The organism is Pacificibacter maritimus, assembly GCF_003814915.1.
Classification (GTDB): Bacteria; Pseudomonadota; Alphaproteobacteria; order Rhodobacterales; family Rhodobacteraceae; genus Celeribacter; species Celeribacter maritimus.
Genome location: NZ_RKQK01000002.1, coordinates 169,263 through 187,712 on the forward strand (window position 1 = coordinate 169,263; position 18,450 = coordinate 187,712).

At 52.2% G+C, this 18,450-nt stretch carries 18 protein-coding genes; 6 read left to right on the forward strand and 12 right to left on the reverse strand.

What is annotated here, in order from left to right:
- Positions 1-75 precede the first annotated feature (75 nt).
- Positions 76-261: a hypothetical protein gene (locus EDD53_RS07375; RefSeq protein ID WP_123792597.1), complete on the reverse strand. Its 186-nt coding sequence runs from the start codon at positions 259-261 to the stop codon at positions 76-78.
- Positions 262-539: 278 nt separating this feature from the next.
- Between EDD53_RS07375 and EDD53_RS07380 the strand changes: the two genes are divergently transcribed.
- Both EDD53_RS07380 and EDD53_RS07385 read left to right on the forward strand, forming a co-directional pair.
- Positions 540-962: a group III truncated hemoglobin gene (locus tag EDD53_RS07380; RefSeq protein WP_123792598.1), complete on the forward strand. Its 423-nt coding sequence runs from the start codon at positions 540-542 to the stop codon at positions 960-962.
- 47 nt (positions 963-1,009) lie between these two features.
- On the forward strand, positions 1,010-2,206 hold the full coding sequence (locus tag EDD53_RS07385; protein ID WP_123792599.1) for an FAD-dependent oxidoreductase: 1,197 nt from the start codon (positions 1,010-1,012) through the stop codon (positions 2,204-2,206).
- Between the two features lie 33 nt (positions 2,207-2,239).
- Here EDD53_RS07385 and EDD53_RS07390 read toward each other — a convergent pair whose 3' ends face one another.
- Entirely contained in the window at positions 2,240-3,250 is a 1,011-nt protein-coding gene (locus EDD53_RS07390; RefSeq protein ID WP_123792600.1) for a YcjF family protein, read from the reverse strand.
- Positions 3,247-4,650, reverse strand: a complete 1,404-nt coding sequence (locus EDD53_RS07395) for a YcjX family GTP-binding protein (RefSeq protein ID WP_123792601.1) — start codon at positions 4,648-4,650, stop codon at positions 3,247-3,249. The genes EDD53_RS07390 and EDD53_RS07395 overlap by 4 nt, the downstream gene beginning before the upstream one ends.
- A gap of 132 nt (positions 4,651-4,782) precedes the next feature.
- Here EDD53_RS07395 and truA point away from each other — a divergent pair, with 132 nt between their 5' ends.
- Together truA and EDD53_RS14825 are read left to right on the forward strand one after the other, a co-directional pair.
- Complete coding sequence (gene truA, locus EDD53_RS07400; RefSeq protein WP_123792602.1) at positions 4,783-5,553, forward strand: tRNA pseudouridine(38-40) synthase TruA; 771 nt, start codon at positions 4,783-4,785, stop codon at positions 5,551-5,553.
- A gap of 102 nt (positions 5,554-5,655) precedes the next feature.
- A complete protein-coding gene (locus EDD53_RS14825; RefSeq protein WP_170162714.1) occupies positions 5,656-5,805 on the forward strand; it encodes a hypothetical protein in 150 nt (49 codons plus the stop codon).
- 72 nt (positions 5,806-5,877) lie between these two features.
- Here the strand turns inward: EDD53_RS14825 and EDD53_RS07405 are convergent, their stop codons facing one another.
- The 9 genes from EDD53_RS07405 to iolG form a co-directional block, all read right to left on the reverse strand.
- Entirely contained in the window at positions 5,878-6,657 is a 780-nt protein-coding gene (locus EDD53_RS07405; RefSeq protein WP_211331598.1) for a TIM barrel protein, read from the reverse strand.
- Positions 6,658-6,686: 29 nt separating this feature from the next.
- Positions 6,687-7,484, reverse strand: a complete 798-nt coding sequence (gene iolB / locus EDD53_RS07410) for a 5-deoxy-glucuronate isomerase (RefSeq protein ID WP_123792603.1) — start codon at positions 7,482-7,484, stop codon at positions 6,687-6,689.
- 10 nt (positions 7,485-7,494) lie between these two features.
- The gene (gene iolE, locus EDD53_RS07415) at positions 7,495-8,400 is read right to left on the reverse strand and encodes a myo-inosose-2 dehydratase (protein WP_123792604.1); all 906 of its coding nucleotides are present in this window, start codon (positions 8,398-8,400) and stop codon (positions 7,495-7,497) included.
- 18 nt (positions 8,401-8,418) lie between these two features.
- A complete protein-coding gene (gene iolD, locus EDD53_RS07420) occupies positions 8,419-10,275 on the reverse strand; it encodes a 3D-(3,5/4)-trihydroxycyclohexane-1,2-dione acylhydrolase (decyclizing) (RefSeq protein WP_123792605.1) in 1,857 nt (618 codons plus the stop codon).
- Positions 10,276-10,285: 10 nt separating this feature from the next.
- The gene (locus tag EDD53_RS07425) at positions 10,286-12,226 is read right to left on the reverse strand and encodes a bifunctional 5-dehydro-2-deoxygluconokinase/5-dehydro-2-deoxyphosphogluconate aldolase (RefSeq protein WP_123792606.1); all 1,941 of its coding nucleotides are present in this window, start codon (positions 12,224-12,226) and stop codon (positions 10,286-10,288) included.
- A gap of 74 nt (positions 12,227-12,300) precedes the next feature.
- Entirely contained in the window at positions 12,301-13,119 is an 819-nt protein-coding gene (locus tag EDD53_RS07430) for an ATP-binding cassette domain-containing protein (RefSeq protein ID WP_123792607.1), read from the reverse strand.
- Between the two features lies 1 nt (position 13,120).
- Entirely contained in the window at positions 13,121-14,227 is a 1,107-nt protein-coding gene (locus tag EDD53_RS07435; RefSeq protein ID WP_123792608.1) for an ABC transporter permease, read from the reverse strand.
- 71 nt (positions 14,228-14,298) lie between these two features.
- A complete protein-coding gene (locus EDD53_RS07440; protein ID WP_123792609.1) occupies positions 14,299-15,219 on the reverse strand; it encodes a sugar ABC transporter substrate-binding protein in 921 nt (306 codons plus the stop codon).
- A gap of 103 nt (positions 15,220-15,322) precedes the next feature.
- Entirely contained in the window at positions 15,323-16,321 is a 999-nt protein-coding gene (gene iolG, locus EDD53_RS07445) for an inositol 2-dehydrogenase (RefSeq protein ID WP_123792610.1), read from the reverse strand.
- Between the two features lie 139 nt (positions 16,322-16,460).
- On the opposite strand from iolG, the gene EDD53_RS07450 reads away from it, so the two are divergent.
- Both EDD53_RS07450 and EDD53_RS07455 read left to right on the forward strand, forming a co-directional pair.
- On the forward strand, positions 16,461-17,501 hold the full coding sequence (locus EDD53_RS07450; RefSeq protein ID WP_123792611.1) for a LacI family DNA-binding transcriptional regulator: 1,041 nt from the start codon (positions 16,461-16,463) through the stop codon (positions 17,499-17,501).
- Between the two features lie 204 nt (positions 17,502-17,705).
- Positions 17,706-18,308, forward strand: a complete 603-nt coding sequence (locus EDD53_RS07455) for an exopolysaccharide biosynthesis protein (RefSeq protein ID WP_123792612.1) — start codon at positions 17,706-17,708, stop codon at positions 18,306-18,308.
- Positions 18,309-18,450 lie beyond the last annotated feature (142 nt).

An 18,450-nucleotide genomic window follows, 5' to 3' on the forward strand; every position in this document is an offset into this window, starting at 1 on the left:
CTCTAAGCAGTTGCCACAAAAAAAGGGGCAAACAATGCCCCTTTTCATCAACCTAAACTCGCAAAAAATACGTGCCTAATGCGCTGTATTCGAGCTGGAGTGACTTCCGCACCAATCGTCGGTTTTCACAGTTGGCCAAGCGCCGCGCAGTTCATCTTCGGTTAAAAAGACAGGTGGATTCAGGCGGCATAAGCCATCTTGAGCGGTCAAGGATTGTTCTGCTTCGAAATAGGAACAAGATTTACATGCTGTTGCGGCCACGGGAACTCTCCAGACTTACTTTTAAAGTTGAACAAGGACTGGCTGGCAATTTGGCTGGCTATCTCCAAGATAATATTGAGGAGGCGCAAATGAATGTCAATTATTTTTCATTAAAATCAATTAGTTGACTGATTTACCGGGCCATAAAAACACTCAGGTATATCGCGTTTATTCTGATTAAAGCGATCAGCTTTCAATCGTCTTCATGACCGCAATTGCACTGCCACAGCGCATACCTTAGGGTACCTTGTGCGATGAATTGACGGATTACAGCGACGATGAACCAAGAGCGCAGCCTTAAACCAGCCCAAAAGTTTCCGATCACCAGTTCGCAGATAGACCTCGTTGTCGCCAAATTTTACGCCCGCCTGCGCATCCACCCAGATCTGGCTCCCATTTTTGCCAACCACATCGAAGATTGGCCGCCTCATGAGCATAAAATTTCTCAGTTTTGGCACAATGCTATTGGGATGAAACGCGGCTATACTGGAAATCCGCAGCAAACGCATATGAAAGCGCGTGATATCAAAACAGCGCATTTTGCGATCTGGTTGGCGATTTTTGATGAGGTTTTATACGACTGTCTTCCAAGGCACACAGCGCAATGCTGGTCTGAGCTCGCGCATCGGATTGGGCGTGCATTGAAAATAAGTATTGCTCAACGCGACATCCCGACAGACGCGCCTCCTCAACTGTCCTAGCCTGATGTCATCGGTGCAATAGTCTTTCCTTAAGGTCAAATTTCTCAATGACACAGTCTTTAAAAGTTGGCATCACAGGCGCAGGTATAGGCGGCTTGGCAGCGGCATCCTTGCTTGCGGATCAATCCCATGACATCACTCTGTTTGATCAATTTGAGCAGGCGAAACCTGTCGGTTCAGGTCTGGTGATTCAGCCTGTCGGGCGCAGGGTTTTGGACGTCCTCGGCGCAGGCGATGATGCGCGCGCCATGGGACAAAAAATTCACCGTATGCTGGGGCGAGAAACCCGCAATGGACACCGCGTTTTAGATGTCAGTTATGGCCAGAGTTACGGCTTGGCTATCCATCGCGCAGCCCTATTTCAAAGCCTGCTCAATGCCGCGCAACGCCGCGACATTTCGATGTGCGAAAACCACAAAGTGATGGGGCGTGACGGCACGCAGTTGGTGTTTGAAAATGGCGCGATGTCCAAGCCTTTTGATCTGATCATCGACGCCAGCGGTGCGCGATCTGTGCTCAGCCCGCTTAGCGCACGCGACCTGCCTTTTGGCGCTATTTGGACCACTGTGGATTGGCCAGACACCCACTTGTCCCAGCAACAACTGACGCAAAAATACCGCCATGCGAACCGCATGATTGGCGTCATGCCCATCGGCACGCTACCCAATGACTCGACGAAAAAAGCGGCATTGTTTTATTCTTTGCCCAGTGACGGATATAAAACTTGGCATGCACAAGGATTGGACGTGTGGAAAGCCGAAGCCTTAAAACTTTGGCCAGACCTTGCACCTTTTTTGGATCAAATAACCCATCGCGATCAGATGGTTATGGCGCGATACAGCCATGGAACGCTGCGCAAACCTTATGGCGACGCGATAGCTTATATCGGCGATGCCGCCCACCGTGCCTCGCCACAATTAGGACAAGGCGCGAACATGGCACTATTGGATGCATGGGCCCTCAGCGAAGCTTTGAAACACTTTCCTATCGCCAAAGCTTTGCCAGCTTACGGGCGGGCGCGGCGTGGTCATGTGATGGCCTATCAAGCTATGTCGGCCGCCTTTACACCGCAGTATCAATCGCACAGCCGCATCTTGCCATTCATCCGTGACCGCATCCTGTTTCCCTTGTCAGTTCTACCGCCCACAAAACAGATTTTAACAGCTTTGGTACGTGGGAATATCTTACCGCCTTTGGGGTATCTTACACCACAAGAACAGGCGAAGATCACACCAGATCTATAGCCAAATCACCCTGTTCGCAGGCCGTACTTACCCCTACCCGAACAGCCCTGTTAAAGCCCGCTGCACAGTGCCTGTCACCGATGGCTTTTTAGCGGCCGAGAATGGTAATGGTCTGCAAACTTCGATCGCAGCCACGCCCACACGCGCGGTCAAAGCGCCGTTGACCACGCCCTCGCCGAAGCGACGTGACACTTTGGCCAAAACACCACCGCCAGCAAGTGATCCGATCAGATCATCGCCCACAGCAACAGCGCCTGTGGCCACCAAATGGGTCAAGACTGATCGCGTGACGCGCCAAGACCCAAGTGTGCCCGAACGCCCGCCATAAATTTCAGCAATGCGACGGATCATGCGTAGATTGGCCGTGAGCGCTGTGAAAACATCGGCCAAAGCAATAGGTACAAGTGCTGTGACCATAGCGACTTGGCGTGCTGCAGCTTCAACTTCGCGGCGCGCAGCCGTATCAAGCGGGATCAAAAACTCGGTTTCAGCAAGTTTTAATAAACCATCGGCATCAAACACTTCGCCTTTGCGTTCGTTAAAACGATCATTGCCCCATGATACATCATTGCGGGATTTATAGACCGTTTGCAGTTTTTCAGTAACCACACGCGCGGCGTTCAAATCTTGTGCTGCCGCGGCATCGATAGCTGCTTTTTGCAACGTATCAATGCGCTTGAGGCGCGCAAAGCCTGCCAATTCTTTAAGCGCAATCGTCAAGAGCACCGCGCAAAATGCGAGCACCAGCGCCAAGGCACTGTAGCCCAAAATCGGGTTGCGTGCGATCAAAGCTGCAACAAAATCATAGCTGACCAAAGTCACAGCAAAGGTCACCAGCGTGAGCAACAAACGCCAGAACCAACGCGCCAGAACCGATGGCTTGCGCGCAGCAAAAACCGCAGCGCGCTCCATCGCAGAGGGTGCGCGTAATGGTGTGAGATCAGGTACAGGTTCAGCCGTCGAAGGCGTGACGGTCGCGGGCGCATCATCCAGATCGATACGCACGGGACCACGGCTGGGCTTGCGGGGGGGCGTGTCGGTCATAGTTTGTCTCCGATCAAAAACTCAGCCGCGCGGTCAAGACGGATATGAGGTGGGCCTTCGCCTGGTTTTAGGGTCAGGCGTGCAGGTTCAAAGCGCATGATTTCATAATCACCGTCCAGCCAATCCGTGGCCCCTTTGCGCGCAGGCGTCAAAATGTGCGCGGGATCTTGAGGCAATTCACCGGGATAAAATGCAGCTTGTTTTCCATCGCTTGTGCGGCCCCGAACACAGTCAAGGGGATCACCATTGTGATCAATTGTTTCTTCAACTGTTGCGCGTAAGGCGGCGATGGACATTGCCATTGTACCTGCGCCAGCAAAATCTGCGCGGTCTTTCGCATCTCGCACCAAGGCTTCCATGATGGCGGTCAAACGTGGGTGCTGGCTGTGGTGAATATGGTCGGCCTTGCTGGCAGCAAACAGCACGCGGTCAATACGGCGTTGCCCCAAAAGGGCAAGCAGCCGCCCCACACGACCTGGACGAAAAGCACTCAGAATATCGCTAAGGGTATGGCGCAGATCTTCAACCGCTTTTGGCCCTGCATGGATGGCACCTAGTGCATCAACCAACACAACTTGGCGATCTAATTTGGCGAAGTGATCGCGGAAAAAGGGCTTTACCACTTCGCGTTTATAGGCCTCATAGCGACGTTCGAATTCGCGTGCCAGCGTGCCCCGTTTATTCGCGTTAGAACCGAGTGGCGCAAAAGTCAAAACAGGCGAGCCCTCTAGATCGCCAGGCAAAAGAAACCGACCCGGAGAGCAATCTGAATATCCCGCCTCGCGCGCGGACTTCAGATATGAGGTAAAGCTTTGCGCAAGGGATTTAGCGGCCTGTTCATCGTGCTTTTCATCTGCGTTTATACTATTTAATGCGGTCAGAAATTCAGCCCCTTGGTCACGATTCTGCGCCGCTTTGATCGCGGCTTGTGACCATTCGCTGTATGATTTTTCCAACAACCCAAGGTCTAGCAGCCATTCTCCTGGATAATCCAAGATATCTAAGTGCACGGTGCGCGGACCTGAAAAGACCCCCAAGATACCTGTCGGCTGCACCTTAAATGACAAGCGTAGTTCGGACACGGTGCGCGTGCTGTCAGGCCAATGAGGATCAGGCGCAGTCAGCGCCGCAAGATGCGTTTCATAGTCGAAACGCGGTACAGTATCATCGGGCTGTGGCTGCAAATATGCGGCAGTGATAGAGGCGCTCGCGCCAAGTTGAGGCATGCGGCCACGGTCCAAAAGATTGGCAACAAGCGATGTGATAAACACGGTTTTCCCCGCCCGCGATAGGCCTGTTATCCCCACGCGGATCACGGGTTCGAACAGCGCCTCATTGACACCATCTTGCACAGTTTCAACACCGCGCACGATACGGTCAGCAATATCACCTATGATCAAACCCCTGCCCCTTTGCGTTTTGATATATTTGTAAGGGAAACATAAGCAGCGCCAACAGGATTTAAAAGGTGCCATTGGCTTTGACGCTTTGAAACACTAGACGCGGCGCATGACTTTGGGTACATCGCGGACATGCCTAGATTTGCTTTACTCATAGAATATAACGGTGCGCCTTTTTCGGGATGGCAGCGCCAAAAGGACCACCCTTCTGTGCAGCAATGCGTCGAAGAAGCCTTGCGCAAGATTGATCCCGATTGCCCCACGATTGGCGCAGCTGGGCGCACGGATGCAGGTGTGCATGCCAAAGGCCAAGTGGCCCATTGCGATTTGAAACGCGATTGGGAACCTTTTCGCCTGATGGAGGCGGTGAATTTTCACCTGAAACCAAATCCGATTGCGATTTTGGATGCAGTGCCCATGCCCGATGATTGGCACGCACGCTATGCTGCCTATGAGCGGCGCTACACCTTTCATTTGATCGCAAGACGTGCCCCTGCGGCCCATGCGGCTGGGCTTGCATGGCAAGTACGTGGCCCTTTGGATCTGGCGGCAATGCAAGAGGGTGCCAAGCGTTTGCTGGGCACGCATGATTTTACCACTTTTCGCTCGACCATGTGCCAAGCGCAAAGCCCTGTGAAAACCATGGATGAGATCACCATCGAAGAACATGATTATTCTTACGGCAAGGAATTTCGCTTTCACCTGCGGGCGCGGTCATTTTTGCACAATCAAGTGCGGTCCATTGTGGGATCGCTTGAACGTGTTGGCGGAGGTCATTGGGCGCCTGAAAAAATCACCGAAGTGCTGGAGGCCCGTGACCGCAACGCCTGTGGCCCCGTCACCCCGCCTGACGGTCTATTTATGACGGGCGTAGGATATAAAGAAAAACCGTTTGGATTTTAAGTATTCGATGCAATATGCCGCCAACATGCCAAGGCCTTGCCCTGTTTGAAACACATTTTGTCGCCAAATTCAGGGCACATCAAACGAACAAAGCAGGCGCATATGCAGTTTTCATCGATCACATTTGACCAGTTGGCCATGTCAGTCATGACCGTCATCGCTATTCGTGAAATCATGATTGTCGTGCTGCCAGATCATATTGCGGGACCAAACGGTTGGTTCATTGACACGACCGCTGGCGAAAACAGCTAAACCCGAAAGGCGTATTGACCAAAAAAGGGCGTGGCCGAAGCCAAGCCCTTTTCCGGGAGGTTCCTTTGTAACTTAGAGCGTGAAGGCTGCCACAAAAGCATCTACAGCTGCGTCACTATCGCCTTTTGCATTGGCTTCCATACCAACAGGACCATCGTACCCCATCGCCTTCAAACCTGCCGCAATACCAGCATAGTTAATCTCGCCTGTGCCCGGTTCGCAGCGACCTGGATTGTCGGCGACTTGGACTTCACCGATCCAAGGCAAACATTTTTCGCACCAACGCAGTAGGTCGCCTTCACCGATTTGGGTATGATACAGGTCCAGATTGATTTTAAGCTGAGGCCGATCAATCGCGCTGACCAAAGCCAAGACATCTTCGGTAGACCCAAAGGGACACCCTGGGTGATCAAGTAGATTGAGGTTCTCAAGTGTGAACACGACGCCTTCTTCTTCGGCCATGTCACAAATACGGTTCAAAGTGTCGCGCGCTTTGAGCCACATTTTGCCATCAACGACATCGTGCTGCCAAATCGGTATACCGCCATCCCCAAGGCCTGTGCCGTGCAGGTTCAAACGGTCAACGCCCAAGCGCTTGCCCACTTGCGCGGTTTTACGAGCCGAAGCCAGCAACATGTCTGCGCCTTCATCATCCGCCAAACGCCCCTCAAGATAGCCGTTCATGATCGTGTAATTTGCGCCGACCGCTTCAAGTTTGGCAAGATCGTGATCGGGGTAGTTCCAAAGACCAACGCCCAACCCGCGCTCAGTCAAACGTGCTGCGCGCCAGTCGATGGGGTGATCGGGCCAAAGCATTTCAGCGCAAACGGCTAACGGAAAAGAATGTGTCACAGTTTCTCTTTCAATCAGGGCTTAGCCCTTTATTTCATCAGGTGTTCAACATTCGGCGCAGGGACAAATCGCCAAGCGCGGCGCGGGCCAGCCATTACATTTAGGTAATACATTTCAAAGCCGTAAGGCGCGCCACATGGGTGGTGGCCCTTGGGTACGCAGACCACATCACCGTCATGCACAGCCATGGTTTCATCAAGTTGCAAATCATCAGTGTAGACGCGCTGCACGCCGAAACCATCCGCAGGATTAAGACGGTGGTAATAGGTCTCTTCGAGATATGTGATACGTGGAAAGTCATCTTCGTCGTGTCGGTGACTTGGGTAAGACGACCAATTGCCAGAAGGTGTAAAGACTTCGGTCACCAAAAGACTGTCGCAGTAATCTTCGTTTTCCATCGCGATATTGTTGATAAAGCGCGTGTTTGCACCTTCACCGCGTTGGGTCAGGCTGATGCCATCGGGACCGATTTTGCGCGCTTCATGACCGCCAATGCCGGGCGCTTTACAGACCGCGATGGTGCAATCCGTGGTCGCAGTCGCGGCCCAATCTTGCCCGTTTGGTACGTACAAACAATGGGGCGGTGTTTTTTCAAAAACGTTCATACGGTCGCCCAGTTCGCCCCAGTCTTTGCCTGCTGCGGTCACGGTTGCTTTGCCTTCGACCATAACAAGAATGACTTCGTTTGAGCCTGTAATATCAGAGACATCATCGCCCGCACGCAGCTTGTGCAGATCAAATCCCACATAGCGCCAGCCTGCGCTTTCAGGCGTGATTTGATGCACTTTGCCGTGGGTGCCAAAGGGGCGTTTGAGGAGATCAGCCATGAGGAATTCCTTAAATAAGTCCGGTTTGAGCAGCGAGGCGTTTCAGCGTTGCCAATCCAAGAGTTTGGTACAAAAGCGGATTGCGCAGATCAGGGTCTTGTTCGGCTTCAATCACGATCCAACCCTCATATCCTGTGTCTTTAAGGATTTGCAAAAGCGGTTCAAAATCAACCCCGCCCTCTTGATCGCCTGGAACCGTAAAGACAGAGCCGCGCACGCCGTCCATGAATGACCAGCCTTCCGATTCAACCTGTGTGCGCACTGCTGGGCGCACATTTTTCGCGTGGAAATGTGCAACACGATCCGCATGTTTTGTTAAGACTGCCACCGGATCACCGCCACCGAAGTAACAATGGCCTGCATCGAACAACAATTTGGTCGCGCCGCCTGCCGCCAAAGTTTCAGCCATAAAGGCATCGATATCCTCAGGGCTTTGCACAACGGTGCCCATGTGATGATGATAGACCAAAGCAATCCCTTGATCCGCGCAATATTGCGCGATGGCTTCAACGCGAGTTGCGAAGTCTTTCATCCCTGCGGCATCCAAGACAGGGCGTTCTGACAGAGGTTTGTCATCGCCTTGAATGGTATTTGATGTCTCACAAGCAATGCAGACCTTGCAGCCATTGTGTTTGAGCTTGTCCAAATGCGGCTGGATCGCGAGTTTTTCATCGTCCAAGGAATTGGTCAAAACATTCAAAGAATGCCAGCCCGAGATGAATTTCATCCCGTAGTCACCCAACAATGATTTCAAAGCCTCTGGATCATCTTGTGGCCAGCGATGACCATTTTCGATGCCGTCAAAGCCGATCTGACGACCTGCTTCATCAAGGATACGCTCAGTTGGGATATCTTTGCCTAAGGATTGGTCGTCATCATTCGCCCAAGCGATCGGGTTTGTTCCAAATTGGATCATAGTTTGTCTCCGCTGCGCCTAGTTTAGGCGGGCTTGGCCTGTTATATTTTTGATATATTGCGTGTAGTAATCGCGTTGCGTTGCGCTGTCCGATACCTCTGGTACGGCCACATCCCAAAAGGCGCCATGGTCGCCAGCGGTTGTGCTAAGTCCCGTACCTGGGAATTCTTTTGCAGTGGTTTCAATCACGATAACTGTTGGAATATTGCGGCTGCCTGCCGCTTTGATTTCGGCCTCAAGCTGGTCTGTGTCAGCCGCTTTAACTGCATGTGCCCCCATCGCTGCGGCATGTGCCACATAGTCGATCTGCGGTTGATCTTCGATGTTGCAATCCACGTACATGTTGTTGAAGGGCGCGCCACCGACCCCCAATGATTGCAAGCGGTTGATACAGCCGTAGCCAGCGTTGTCCGTCAGAACAACAGTGAAAGGAATGCGGCGCATCACGGCTGTCGCCAATTCGGAATTGGCCATCATGTATGACCCATCACCGACAAAACAAATCACTTCGCGCTCAGGCTGAGCAAGTTTTAGCCCCATGGCGCCTGCGATTTCGTAGCCCATGCAAGAAAACCCATATTCCATATGGTAGCCGCCTTGCGCAGGTTGCCACAAAAGTTTGAGCGCTCCAGGCATTGTGCCAGCAGCACACATGGCAATCGCGGTATCCGAAACAGCGCGCTGGACAGCTCCGATAACCTGACCGTCATTTGGCACAGCAGTCTGATCATCGGGGCGTGCGCAATAGGCATCGACCGCGCGCAACCAATCCGCACGCGCCGCGGCATCAACCACATCCGCTTTGTAGGGCCCGATCGCTTCAGAGAGACCTTCAAGTGCGACTTTTGCATCAGCAACAAGGCTGACAGCCGCGTGCTTGGCCGCATCATAGCCGTGAACATTGATCGATATCAATTTGGCATCCGCATCAAACAAGGTGCGTGAAGCTGTTGTGAAATCTTGCAAACGTGTACCCACACCAATCACCAAATCAGCCGCTGAGGTCGCCGCATTTGCAGCGGCAGAGCCATCAACGCCAGAGGCACCGAGATTCATTTCATGGCTTTGCGCCAAGGCAGATTTCCCCGCTTGGGTTTCCACCACGGGAATGCCGTGTTTGGTGGCAAAATCCGCAAGGGTCTGTTCGGCTTGGGAATAAATCACGCCACCGCCAGCTAAAATCACGGGGCGTTTTGCTGCCTTGATTAGGGTTGTGACCTCATCAAACTCACGCGCATCAGGCGCAGGGCGGCGAATATGCCAGACCCGTGGTTCAAAAAAGGACTCTGGGTAATCATAGGCTTCAGCTTGCACATCTTGGCAAAACGCCAAAGTCGCAGGGCCGCAATTGGCGGGATCTGTCATCATGCGCAAAGCACGTGGCAAAGCTGATAAAATATGTTCAGGCCGTGTGATTTGATCGAAGTAACGAGACACGGGGCGCAAACAATCATTGGCTGAGACTGTGCCATCGTCAAAATCCTCAACCTGTTGCAACACAGGATCAGGGCGGCGATTGGCAAAGACATCGCCCGCCACGATCAACAAAGGCAAGCGATTGACATGCGCCAAAGCTGCAGCCGTCACAAGGTTCGTTGACCCCGGTCCGATAGAGGCCGTGACAGCCTGCGCGCGGGTGCGTTTTTTGCCTTTTGCGTAAGCGATAGCGGAATGCGCCATCGTCTGTTCATTTTGCCCGCGCCAAGTGGGGAACACTTCTTTGTTGCTATGCAACGCATCCCCAAGCCCTGCGACATTTCCGTGACCAAAAATGGCCCACATGCCTTCGATATAGCGCTCACCGCTTTCGGTCAGTTGAACCGAAAGCCATTTCACCATGGCCTGTGCGGCCGTCAGACGAATTGTTTTGCTCATGTGACTTTCCTCACTCAGCGTTCAGGCGAGCGTTTTCGCGCGCAGTATCCCAGATCTTACACAGTTTCGCGAAGCGTTCAGACATTTGTTCGACTGCAGCGCCATCTTCCATGGAACCTGACAACCAAGCCCGCGCAGCATCGCCAAAGATTGTACGACCGACAGCAAAGCCTTTGACCAGCGGGTATTTTGCCGCCACTTCAAAGCTTGCAGCCAATTCGGCCTCAGGCGCATCTAGGCCCAAAACCACGATTCCACGGGTGTGCAGATCATAATCTTCGATTGCATTTACAGCATTCTGCCATGCTGTATCTGTCGCCATTGGCTCTAGCTTCCACCAGTCAGGGTAGACGCCCGCCTCATAGAATTGGCGGATCAAAGTTGCTGTGGTTGTGTCATCGGTTGGCGCCACTTTCGATGGAATGACCTCCAGCAAGAATTCCAGATTATTGCGGCGCGCTGCTGTGAACAGACGCTTAACACGCTTTTCTTGCAAAGCGCGCGTTTCGGCATCGTCATCAGGGTGACAGAAAACCAAAAGCTTGACCACATTTTCGCGGGCCCACTCATTAAATTGACCAAAATCGATACCCAATTCAGGTTCAAATTCAATCGGGCGTGAGCCAGGCAATTCGGTCGGGCGACCGATCCAAAGGCCTGTGCCAGAAGCCGCATGCAAAGCCTTACGGCCAATGCGGTTGTCACATAGAATGCCATAACCACTGTCACCGCCTTGCACATCCAAAGCTGCCTTTAAGCACAATTCTTTGAAGGCCCCTGCTTTTTCCAGTGTATACCCATTCATTTCTTCGAGCTGAAGACGGTGATCAAAGGCAAAGGTTTTGACCGATGACCAATCGCCTGCATTGCGCGTGTGGCGCGTCGTGGACCAGTGGATTTGCTCAAGCGCAGGATCATTGCGCAGGTCTTTTTGCACAACGCCGCGTTCTAGGAAAAACTCTAGCTCTTCAACACTGGGGTAAGCAGGCGTGCAGCCGTGGCGCGACACAGCGAAAGCGCCGCACGCATTGGCGTATTTCAAAGCTGTCGGCCAACTCACATCATCCAAGCTGTCAGCTTCCATCCAACCTTTCAAAAGGCCCGAGAAAAATCCATCACCCGCGCCCAAAACATTGAACACTTCAATCGGGAAACCTGGCCCTGTTTGGCCGTCATCTAAGCTGGCAGGAATATCGCCCTCAAAGGCGCTGGCACCTTCGGCGCCGCGTTTGCACACCAAAGTCGCAGGCGATTTTGATCGCACCATGCGCAGGGCTTCCAATGTATCGGTGGAGCCGCCTGCGATGTGGAACTCTTCTTCTGTGCCGACGATCAAATCAAAGTAGTGCAGCGTTGCCAAAAGCTTATCTGTGACAGCTTGGCTTTCAACAAAGCGGCTTTCACCATCGCCGTGGCCAGCAACGCCCCAAAGATTCGGGCGGTAATCAATATCAAGCGCCGTGCGGATGCCGTTTTCACGCGCAATCTTCAATGCCTTGATCGCCGCCGCAGCCGTTCTTGGGTTCGACAAATGCGTACCTGTCACCACCAAAGCGCGCGTGCGTTTGATAAAATCAGGGTCAATATCGTCTTCGCAAAGCGCCATGTCAGCACAGTCTTCACGGTAGAAAATCAAAGGGAACTGGTCTTCGTCACGGATGCCCAAGATCACCAGAGCAGTGAGGCGATCAGGATCGGTGACGACCCCATCGGTACACACGCCTTCACGCGCGAGTTGTTCCAAAATAAAACGTCCCATGTGTTCATCGCCAACACGGGAAATCAAAGCGGTTTTCAACCCCAAACGCGACGTACCGCAAGCGATATTCGTGGGGGAGCCACCGATATATTTTTCAAAAGACCCCATGTCCTCTAAACGACCGCCAATCTGCGCTCCGTATAAATCAACGCCTGAGCGTCCGAGTGTGATTACGTCAATGTCAGTCGTCATAGGTCACCTAAGTCTCAAATTTGGCGTCCGTGCCCAAAGGCACGGAGCAATCATAGTTTAAATGGAGTCGGTCTTTAAATCGTGCCGCCAAGCGAGCCTTCAAGCTCAGCCATCTCTTGGCCACCCGCCATCAGTTCTTGCAACTCTTCTGGCGAAATTTCTCCGCGCGAAGCTGTGCCGAGCGTTTTACCACGGTTGAGCACTGTAAAGCGGTCGCCCACAGCCAAAGCGTGACGCACGTTGTGACTAATGAAAACAACCCCAACGCCTTGCTTGCGTACACGGTCGATCGTGGCCAAAACATTTGAAGTTTGACGTACACCTAAAGCCGATGTCGGTTCATCCAAGATCAGCACTTTCGCGCCAAAGTGGACAGCCCGTGCGATGGCTACTGTTTGGCGTTCACCGCCCGACAAAGTGCCCACAGCCTGATCAGGCCCGCGTAGATTGATGCCCATATCACGCATGCTAGACACCGTGATTTCATTGGCTGTCTTCACATCGAACCGCTTCAAAGGACCACGTCCAATCGTCGGTTCGCGCCCCATAAAGAAGTTACGGGTAACAGACATCAAAGGGATCATCGCTAGGTCTTGGAACACAGTCGCAATGCCTGCCTCCATCGCGTCACGCGGTGTGCTGAAATTCATCGGCTTACCGTGGAACAAGATTTGACCTTTGGTGGGTTTATGAACCCCAGACATCGTTTTGATGAATGTCGATTTACCTGCGCCGTTATCGCCTAAAAGACAGTGGCATTCACCGGGGCGCACATCAAAGCTGACGCCTGCCAGAGCGATAATATTGCCAAAGTGTTTTTCGATATCTTTCATCTGAACGATAGGTTCGGATGAGCCAGCGTCACCGTGATGGAATGTTGTATCAACAGTCATTTTAGCGCTCCCCTGTCACACGTTTGCGGATGGCATTGTTGAAGAGAACCGCGATCAAAAGCATGCCGCCCAAGAAGACTTGGAACCAATCTTGGTCGAAATCTGTGTAGGTCAGCCCGATCACAACCATGCCGAAGATGATGGAACCAAAGAAAGCACCAATCGCAGAGCCATATCCACCGGTTAGCAGACAACCACCGATAACAGCCGCGATGATAGCTTCGAATTCTTTTTGGAACCCGCGACGCGCATCTGTTGAACCTGCGTCCATCACCGTGATGATGGCAACCAAAGCAGCACAACAGGCTGTGAGCATAAAGAGTGAGATTTTGACTTTGTTAACTGGCACGCCTGAATTTGATGCGGCTGTGTTATCGCCACCTGTGGCAAAAATCCAGTTTCCGACAGGCAAGCGCAACAGCACGTAAGTTGCAGCGCCTGTGATGATAAAGAACCAGATGATTTCTACAGGAATGCCTGTGACTTTTGGTGCCCCAGATTTGAAGGTCTCGATCAAACCCTTTGAGGCCAACCATTCAAACAGGCCAGGAAAAGCATCGCCAGAAAAGAAAGATGCGAGCCCGTCACCCTCGACCGCTTCGCGAACACCGCGCAATTGCGTGGAGCCACCGGTCGCAGCTTTGAGCCCAACAAGCGAGAGGCCGCGTAGAACAAACAAGAAGGCAAGCGTCACGATAAAGGACGGCAAACCAGAACGAATAACAATCGTGCCGTTAATAGCACCTACAAAAGCGGAAAACACAAATGTTAGCGGAATTGCAACGATCAGAGGCAAGCCCCAAGTCACAACACAAACGCCGAAAAAAAGTCCTGAAAAAGCAACCATGGACCCGATAGACAGGTCGAATTCGCCACCGATCATCAGCATCGCAGCGCCAATCGCCAAAATGCCCAGCTGAGACGCGGGTGTCATAAAGTTGATCACGCCAGACAATGTAAACATTGACGCATCAGCAGTGATTGAGAAAAAGATAAAAACAAGGATCGCGCCAGCAATGGCACCCAACTCTGGTCGTTTCATAAGTTTGGAGAAGAACGATTCGGATTTAATCCGTTCATCTTCAACCACTTGCGCAGTATTAGTCATTTTAGCCTCCCAAGGTAATCGCGGACGGCGCTGATGCGCCGTCCGCCTTAATATATTTGCTGCCTATGCGATTAACGGATGCCCTTTGAAGACAGATCGATAACCTGAGCCGCTTTGTCAGATGTGATGAGGTTCGGGCCGGAAGGCACGTTGCCACCTGGCATCAAGCCGTATTTCGCGTGCAATGCGAGGAAGTTTGCAGACAAGTAACCTTGCAAGAATTGCTGTTGGTCGATTGCAAATGCTGCATCGCCATCAACGATGGACTGCAAGAAGCTTGCTGAAAGGTCGAAAGACGCAACATTGATGTCACGGCCAGATGCCTTTGCAGCTGCAACAGAAGGTTCACCCGCAGTTGACGCACCAAGCGCCATAACTGTGTCGATGGATTCGTCAGATGACAAAGCCGCAGCCACTTTAGACTCGATTTCAGCAGGATCGTTTGTTGTTGGCAAAACAGTGTAAGAACCGCCAAAGCCTTCGCCGAAGCCTTCACAACGTAGGTCAAGTGACACGTTGCCAACTTCTTGGTTCACACAGATCGCATTGGTGCCGCCCATTTCAGCAAGCTTTTCGCCAGCCGCTTTACCAGCGTCATATTCGTCTTGGCCAACGTGCAACAAAGCACCCAAACCTTTGGAAACGTCAGAGCCTGCGTTGATTGAAATCACAGGGATGCCAGCAGCCACAGCGCGCTCAATTGAGGGGGACAGTGCATCAGCATCAGGAATAGATACGATCAAGCCGTCTGGCTCTTGGTTTACAGCCGCATCAATCAACTGTGACATCGCAACCATGTCGAATGTTTCAGGGGAACGGTAATCAACATTCACGCCTGTGTCTTTACCAGCTTCTTCAACGCCGTTTTTGACAACAGACCAGAATGGATCGTTTGCTTGGCCGTGCGCGACAACGATGATATCTTGTGCAAGCGCAGGCGCAGCAACAGCGATGGCAGTGGCGGCCAACAGGCCTTTCATTATAGTTTTCATAGTATGCTCCTCCCATGGGGCAGTTTTGAAAATTTGGTGGGACTTTTGCGCCCCACCGTCACATTCGACCAAAGTCGAATTCTTTTGGCTTCAACGCAGCGCGTTAAAGCATATCCTTCAAGGCAACAGGCTGACCCGTCTTTGCTGACAAAGTCGCAGCCTCCGCCATTGCAAGCGCTGCAACGCCTTCGTCCAAGGTTACAGGCATCGTAGTTTTGCCACGCAGAGCTTCGATGAAAGCCGCCCATTCAGTCGCATAAGACGGCATGTAGCGCTCAAGGAAAAAATAAGTTGGCTTTGCGGAAGACACGCCAGATGTCGTGGATTTCACCACTGTGTTTTCCAGCATATTTTGCGCCTGCAACAGACCTTCTGATCCCAGCAATTCAACACGTTGATCATAGCCATAGACAGCGCGGCGTGAATTTTTGATCACTGCAATACGCCCGTCAGCATAAGTCAGGGTCACAACAGCCGTTGTAACATCGCCCGCCTCGCCAATCGCTGGGTCAACAATCGAGCTGCCAAAAGCAGACACGCTGACAGGCGCTTCGCCCATCATAAAGTTAGCCATGTCGAAATCGTGAATCATCATGTCGCGGAACAAGCCGCCCGAAACTTTGATGTACTCAACGGGTGGTGGCGCTGGATCGAATGACGTGATGGACAAAAGCTCTGGCTTGCCAATTTCGCCAGCCGCCAAGGACGCCTGCATTGCGCTAAAGTTTGGATCGAAACGACGGTTAAAACCGATCATTACCGGCTGACCCGTTTTGGCCACTTCTGCTTGACAGGCCTTTGCCCGTTCAAGACTAAGATCGACGGGTTTTTCGCACAAAACAGCTTTACCCGCTGCAGTCGCAGCCTCAATCAAGCCGGAATGCGTGTCAGTCGATGTCGCAATCAAAACGGCGTCGATAGATGGATCAGCAATGATTTCTTCTGTCGTACGCGCCTGTGCACCATATTCTGATGCAAGTCTTTGCGCATTCTCAGGAATGAAATCGGATACAGCCACCAAAGTGCTGTGCGGGTTAGACGAAATCGCTGCGGCGTGCACCCCTGCGATACGTCCTGCGCCCAATAGGCCTACTTTATACATGTTCTCTCCCTACCCGAATCGTGGGCTCTATGAAATCTAACCTCGATGTGCACCCGCGTGCAAGCAATTTGTGCACGCGGGTGCAAGAACCAAGATGCACGCGAGTGCAAGGGGATGGAACTTAAGGAAAAAGTTTGCTATGACGAATGCAACGGAGGCGATATTGGTGGCAGACAAAACAAATTTAGGCGCAATTACCGCAGATGATGTTGCACGCCTTGCGGGCGTGTCACGTTGGACTGTGAACCGAGCGTTTAAAAAAGATGCCTCCATTTCGCAAACCAGCCTCGATAAGGTTATGGCGGCCTCTGATCAGCTTGGGTATGTTCCAGATTTACTTGCGGCCAGTCTCGCAACCAACAAGAGCAACCTTGTGAGCTTGTTGGTGGATGACTTTTCGAACCCCCACAAATTGATCATGATGGAACGCTTAACGCGCATCCTACGCAAAAACGGATGGGACACTTTGCTGGTCAATACCAACAACGAAGAAGATGCCTCGGCCGCCCTGCTCAATGCACGCCAACGTCGCGTTGATGCTGCAGTTCTTATTGGGATTAGTTTTAATGATCACGCCTTGAGCGCAGCCCATTCGGCACAGCGCGTCAACAAACTGATCGTTTTTGCCCGAACATCTGAAAACCCTGATACGATTTCTATCTGTTGCGATGACCAAATTGCGATGACAACAATCACCAACTATGTGATTGAAAAAGGGTATAAAAGGCCACTTTTCCTTGCTGGACCACAAACGATTTCAGCACATCTGGGGCGTAAGGAAACATTTTCCAGACTTTGGGAAGCCCAGTTCAATGTAACGCCGGATTTTATTTCTGTGCCGATCTATGACCCAGTGCGCGCCTATGAGCGCACGAAAGAATACTTAGAAGATCTACCTATAGAAATGCGCCCCGATGTTATTGTCTGCGAAAATGATGCTTTGGCCATGGGCGCGATCAATGCAATTCGATATGCAGTCGGCCTGCGCGTACCGCAAGATATCGCCGTCACTGGCTTTGATGACATCCCGCAAGCCAGTGGGCCTGAGTATCGTTTGACATCATATCGTCAACCCATCACCGCAATGGCGGAAGCCTTGGTCACGATTTTGAAGGGTGATGATACGGGCGAAACCTTAGATAAGTTCGTTGGCACGTTAATTTCGCGCGAAAGCGCTTAGGCACCAAGCTGCCACCAACGACGCCCCACGCAGAGCTCATTTTAAGATCCTACACCCCAACACATGCGCCTGCAAAAGCGCGACAGACAAAGGGTGACTGACCCGCAGTTTTGCAGCAAAACAGGGAACTTTTCTCGCCCTAAGACGTTCTACCTGAGTGCCTAGAGCATAATTCATGTGACGTGCGACGCGAGAGGATTTGCCATGACAGCCAATACAAGCCCCCAAGAGACCGTCAGCGACCTCATGGAAAAAGGTGCAACATTAGCGCGCCAGCAAGACGAGGTCTGCATGTCGGACATTGTTGATACCTTGGGGAAACAAGTGCTTTTACCGATGCTCTTGTTTCCAGCCTTGGCCGTTGTCACCCCTCTCAGCGGCATTCCTGGCCTCTCATCTGTATGTGGGATCATCATCGCATTGGTGAGCCTCCAACTGCTACGCGGACGCGATACGCTTTGGCTTCCCGATTGGATTCTACGACGCAAAATTTCGTCTGATCGCTTAGAAAAAGCGGTGAATGGATTAAATGGTGTCGCACGATGGCTCGACAAAATCAGCCGCCCTCGCCTGCAAGTTTTGGTCAGAGCGCCGGGGTCAATTTTGCCCGAATTCTTGTGTTTTCTATCAGGTTCAGCGATGCCATTTCTAGAATTGGTTCCCTTTAGTTCCTCAGTCTTGGGCGGCGCGACCAGTCTTTTTGCGGTGGGTCTGGTGATGCGTGATGGCCTGTTCATCATGGCGGGATTTGCCTTGGTCGCGATGGCCAGCGGCCTTGCTGTCGCGGTCACAGGGCTTTTGATCTAAGCGCACACCAATCCATTAAGGCCCACCTGCCCCCAGATTTCGCCATAACAGCACCCAAGTGTCCATACCCAGCAAGTCCCAAATAAATGGGCCGCAGATCAAGATCTGCAGCCCTATCTGACACCTTATGTGGATCAAGACA

Bases quoted from the DNA above. Each gene is read 5' to 3' on its own strand.
- EDD53_RS07380 (WP_123792598.1), top strand. From the start codon at position 540: ATGAACCAAGAGCGCAGCCTTAAACCAGCCCAAAAGTTTCCGATCACC.
- EDD53_RS07385 (WP_123792599.1), top strand. From the start codon at position 1,010: ATGACACAGTCTTTAAAAGTTGGCATCACAGGCGCAGGTATAGGCGGC.
- EDD53_RS07390 (WP_123792600.1), bottom strand. From the start codon at position 3,250: ATGACCGACACGCCCCCCCGCAAGCCCAGCCGTGGTCCCGTGCGTATC.
- truA (WP_123792602.1), top strand. From the start codon at position 4,783: ATGCCTAGATTTGCTTTACTCATAGAATATAACGGTGCGCCTTTTTCG.
- EDD53_RS14825 (WP_170162714.1), top strand. From the start codon at position 5,656: ATGCAGTTTTCATCGATCACATTTGACCAGTTGGCCATGTCAGTCATG.
- iolB (WP_123792603.1), bottom strand. From the start codon at position 7,484: ATGGCTGATCTCCTCAAACGCCCCTTTGGCACCCACGGCAAAGTGCAT.
- iolE (WP_123792604.1), bottom strand. From the start codon at position 8,400: ATGATCCAATTTGGAACAAACCCGATCGCTTGGGCGAATGATGACGAC.
- iolD (WP_123792605.1), bottom strand. From the start codon at position 10,275: ATGAGCAAAACAATTCGTCTGACGGCCGCACAGGCCATGGTGAAATGG.
- EDD53_RS07425 (WP_123792606.1), bottom strand. From the start codon at position 12,226: ATGACGACTGACATTGACGTAATCACACTCGGACGCTCAGGCGTTGAT.
- EDD53_RS07430 (WP_123792607.1), bottom strand. From the start codon at position 13,119: ATGACTGTTGATACAACATTCCATCACGGTGACGCTGGCTCATCCGAA.
- EDD53_RS07435 (WP_123792608.1), bottom strand. From the start codon at position 14,227: ATGACTAATACTGCGCAAGTGGTTGAAGATGAACGGATTAAATCCGAA.
- EDD53_RS07440 (WP_123792609.1), bottom strand. From the start codon at position 15,219: ATGAAAACTATAATGAAAGGCCTGTTGGCCGCCACTGCCATCGCTGTT.
- iolG (WP_123792610.1), bottom strand. From the start codon at position 16,321: ATGTATAAAGTAGGCCTATTGGGCGCAGGACGTATCGCAGGGGTGCAC.
- EDD53_RS07450 (WP_123792611.1), top strand. From the start codon at position 16,461: ATGACGAATGCAACGGAGGCGATATTGGTGGCAGACAAAACAAATTTA.
- EDD53_RS07455 (WP_123792612.1), top strand. From the start codon at position 17,706: ATGACAGCCAATACAAGCCCCCAAGAGACCGTCAGCGACCTCATGGAA.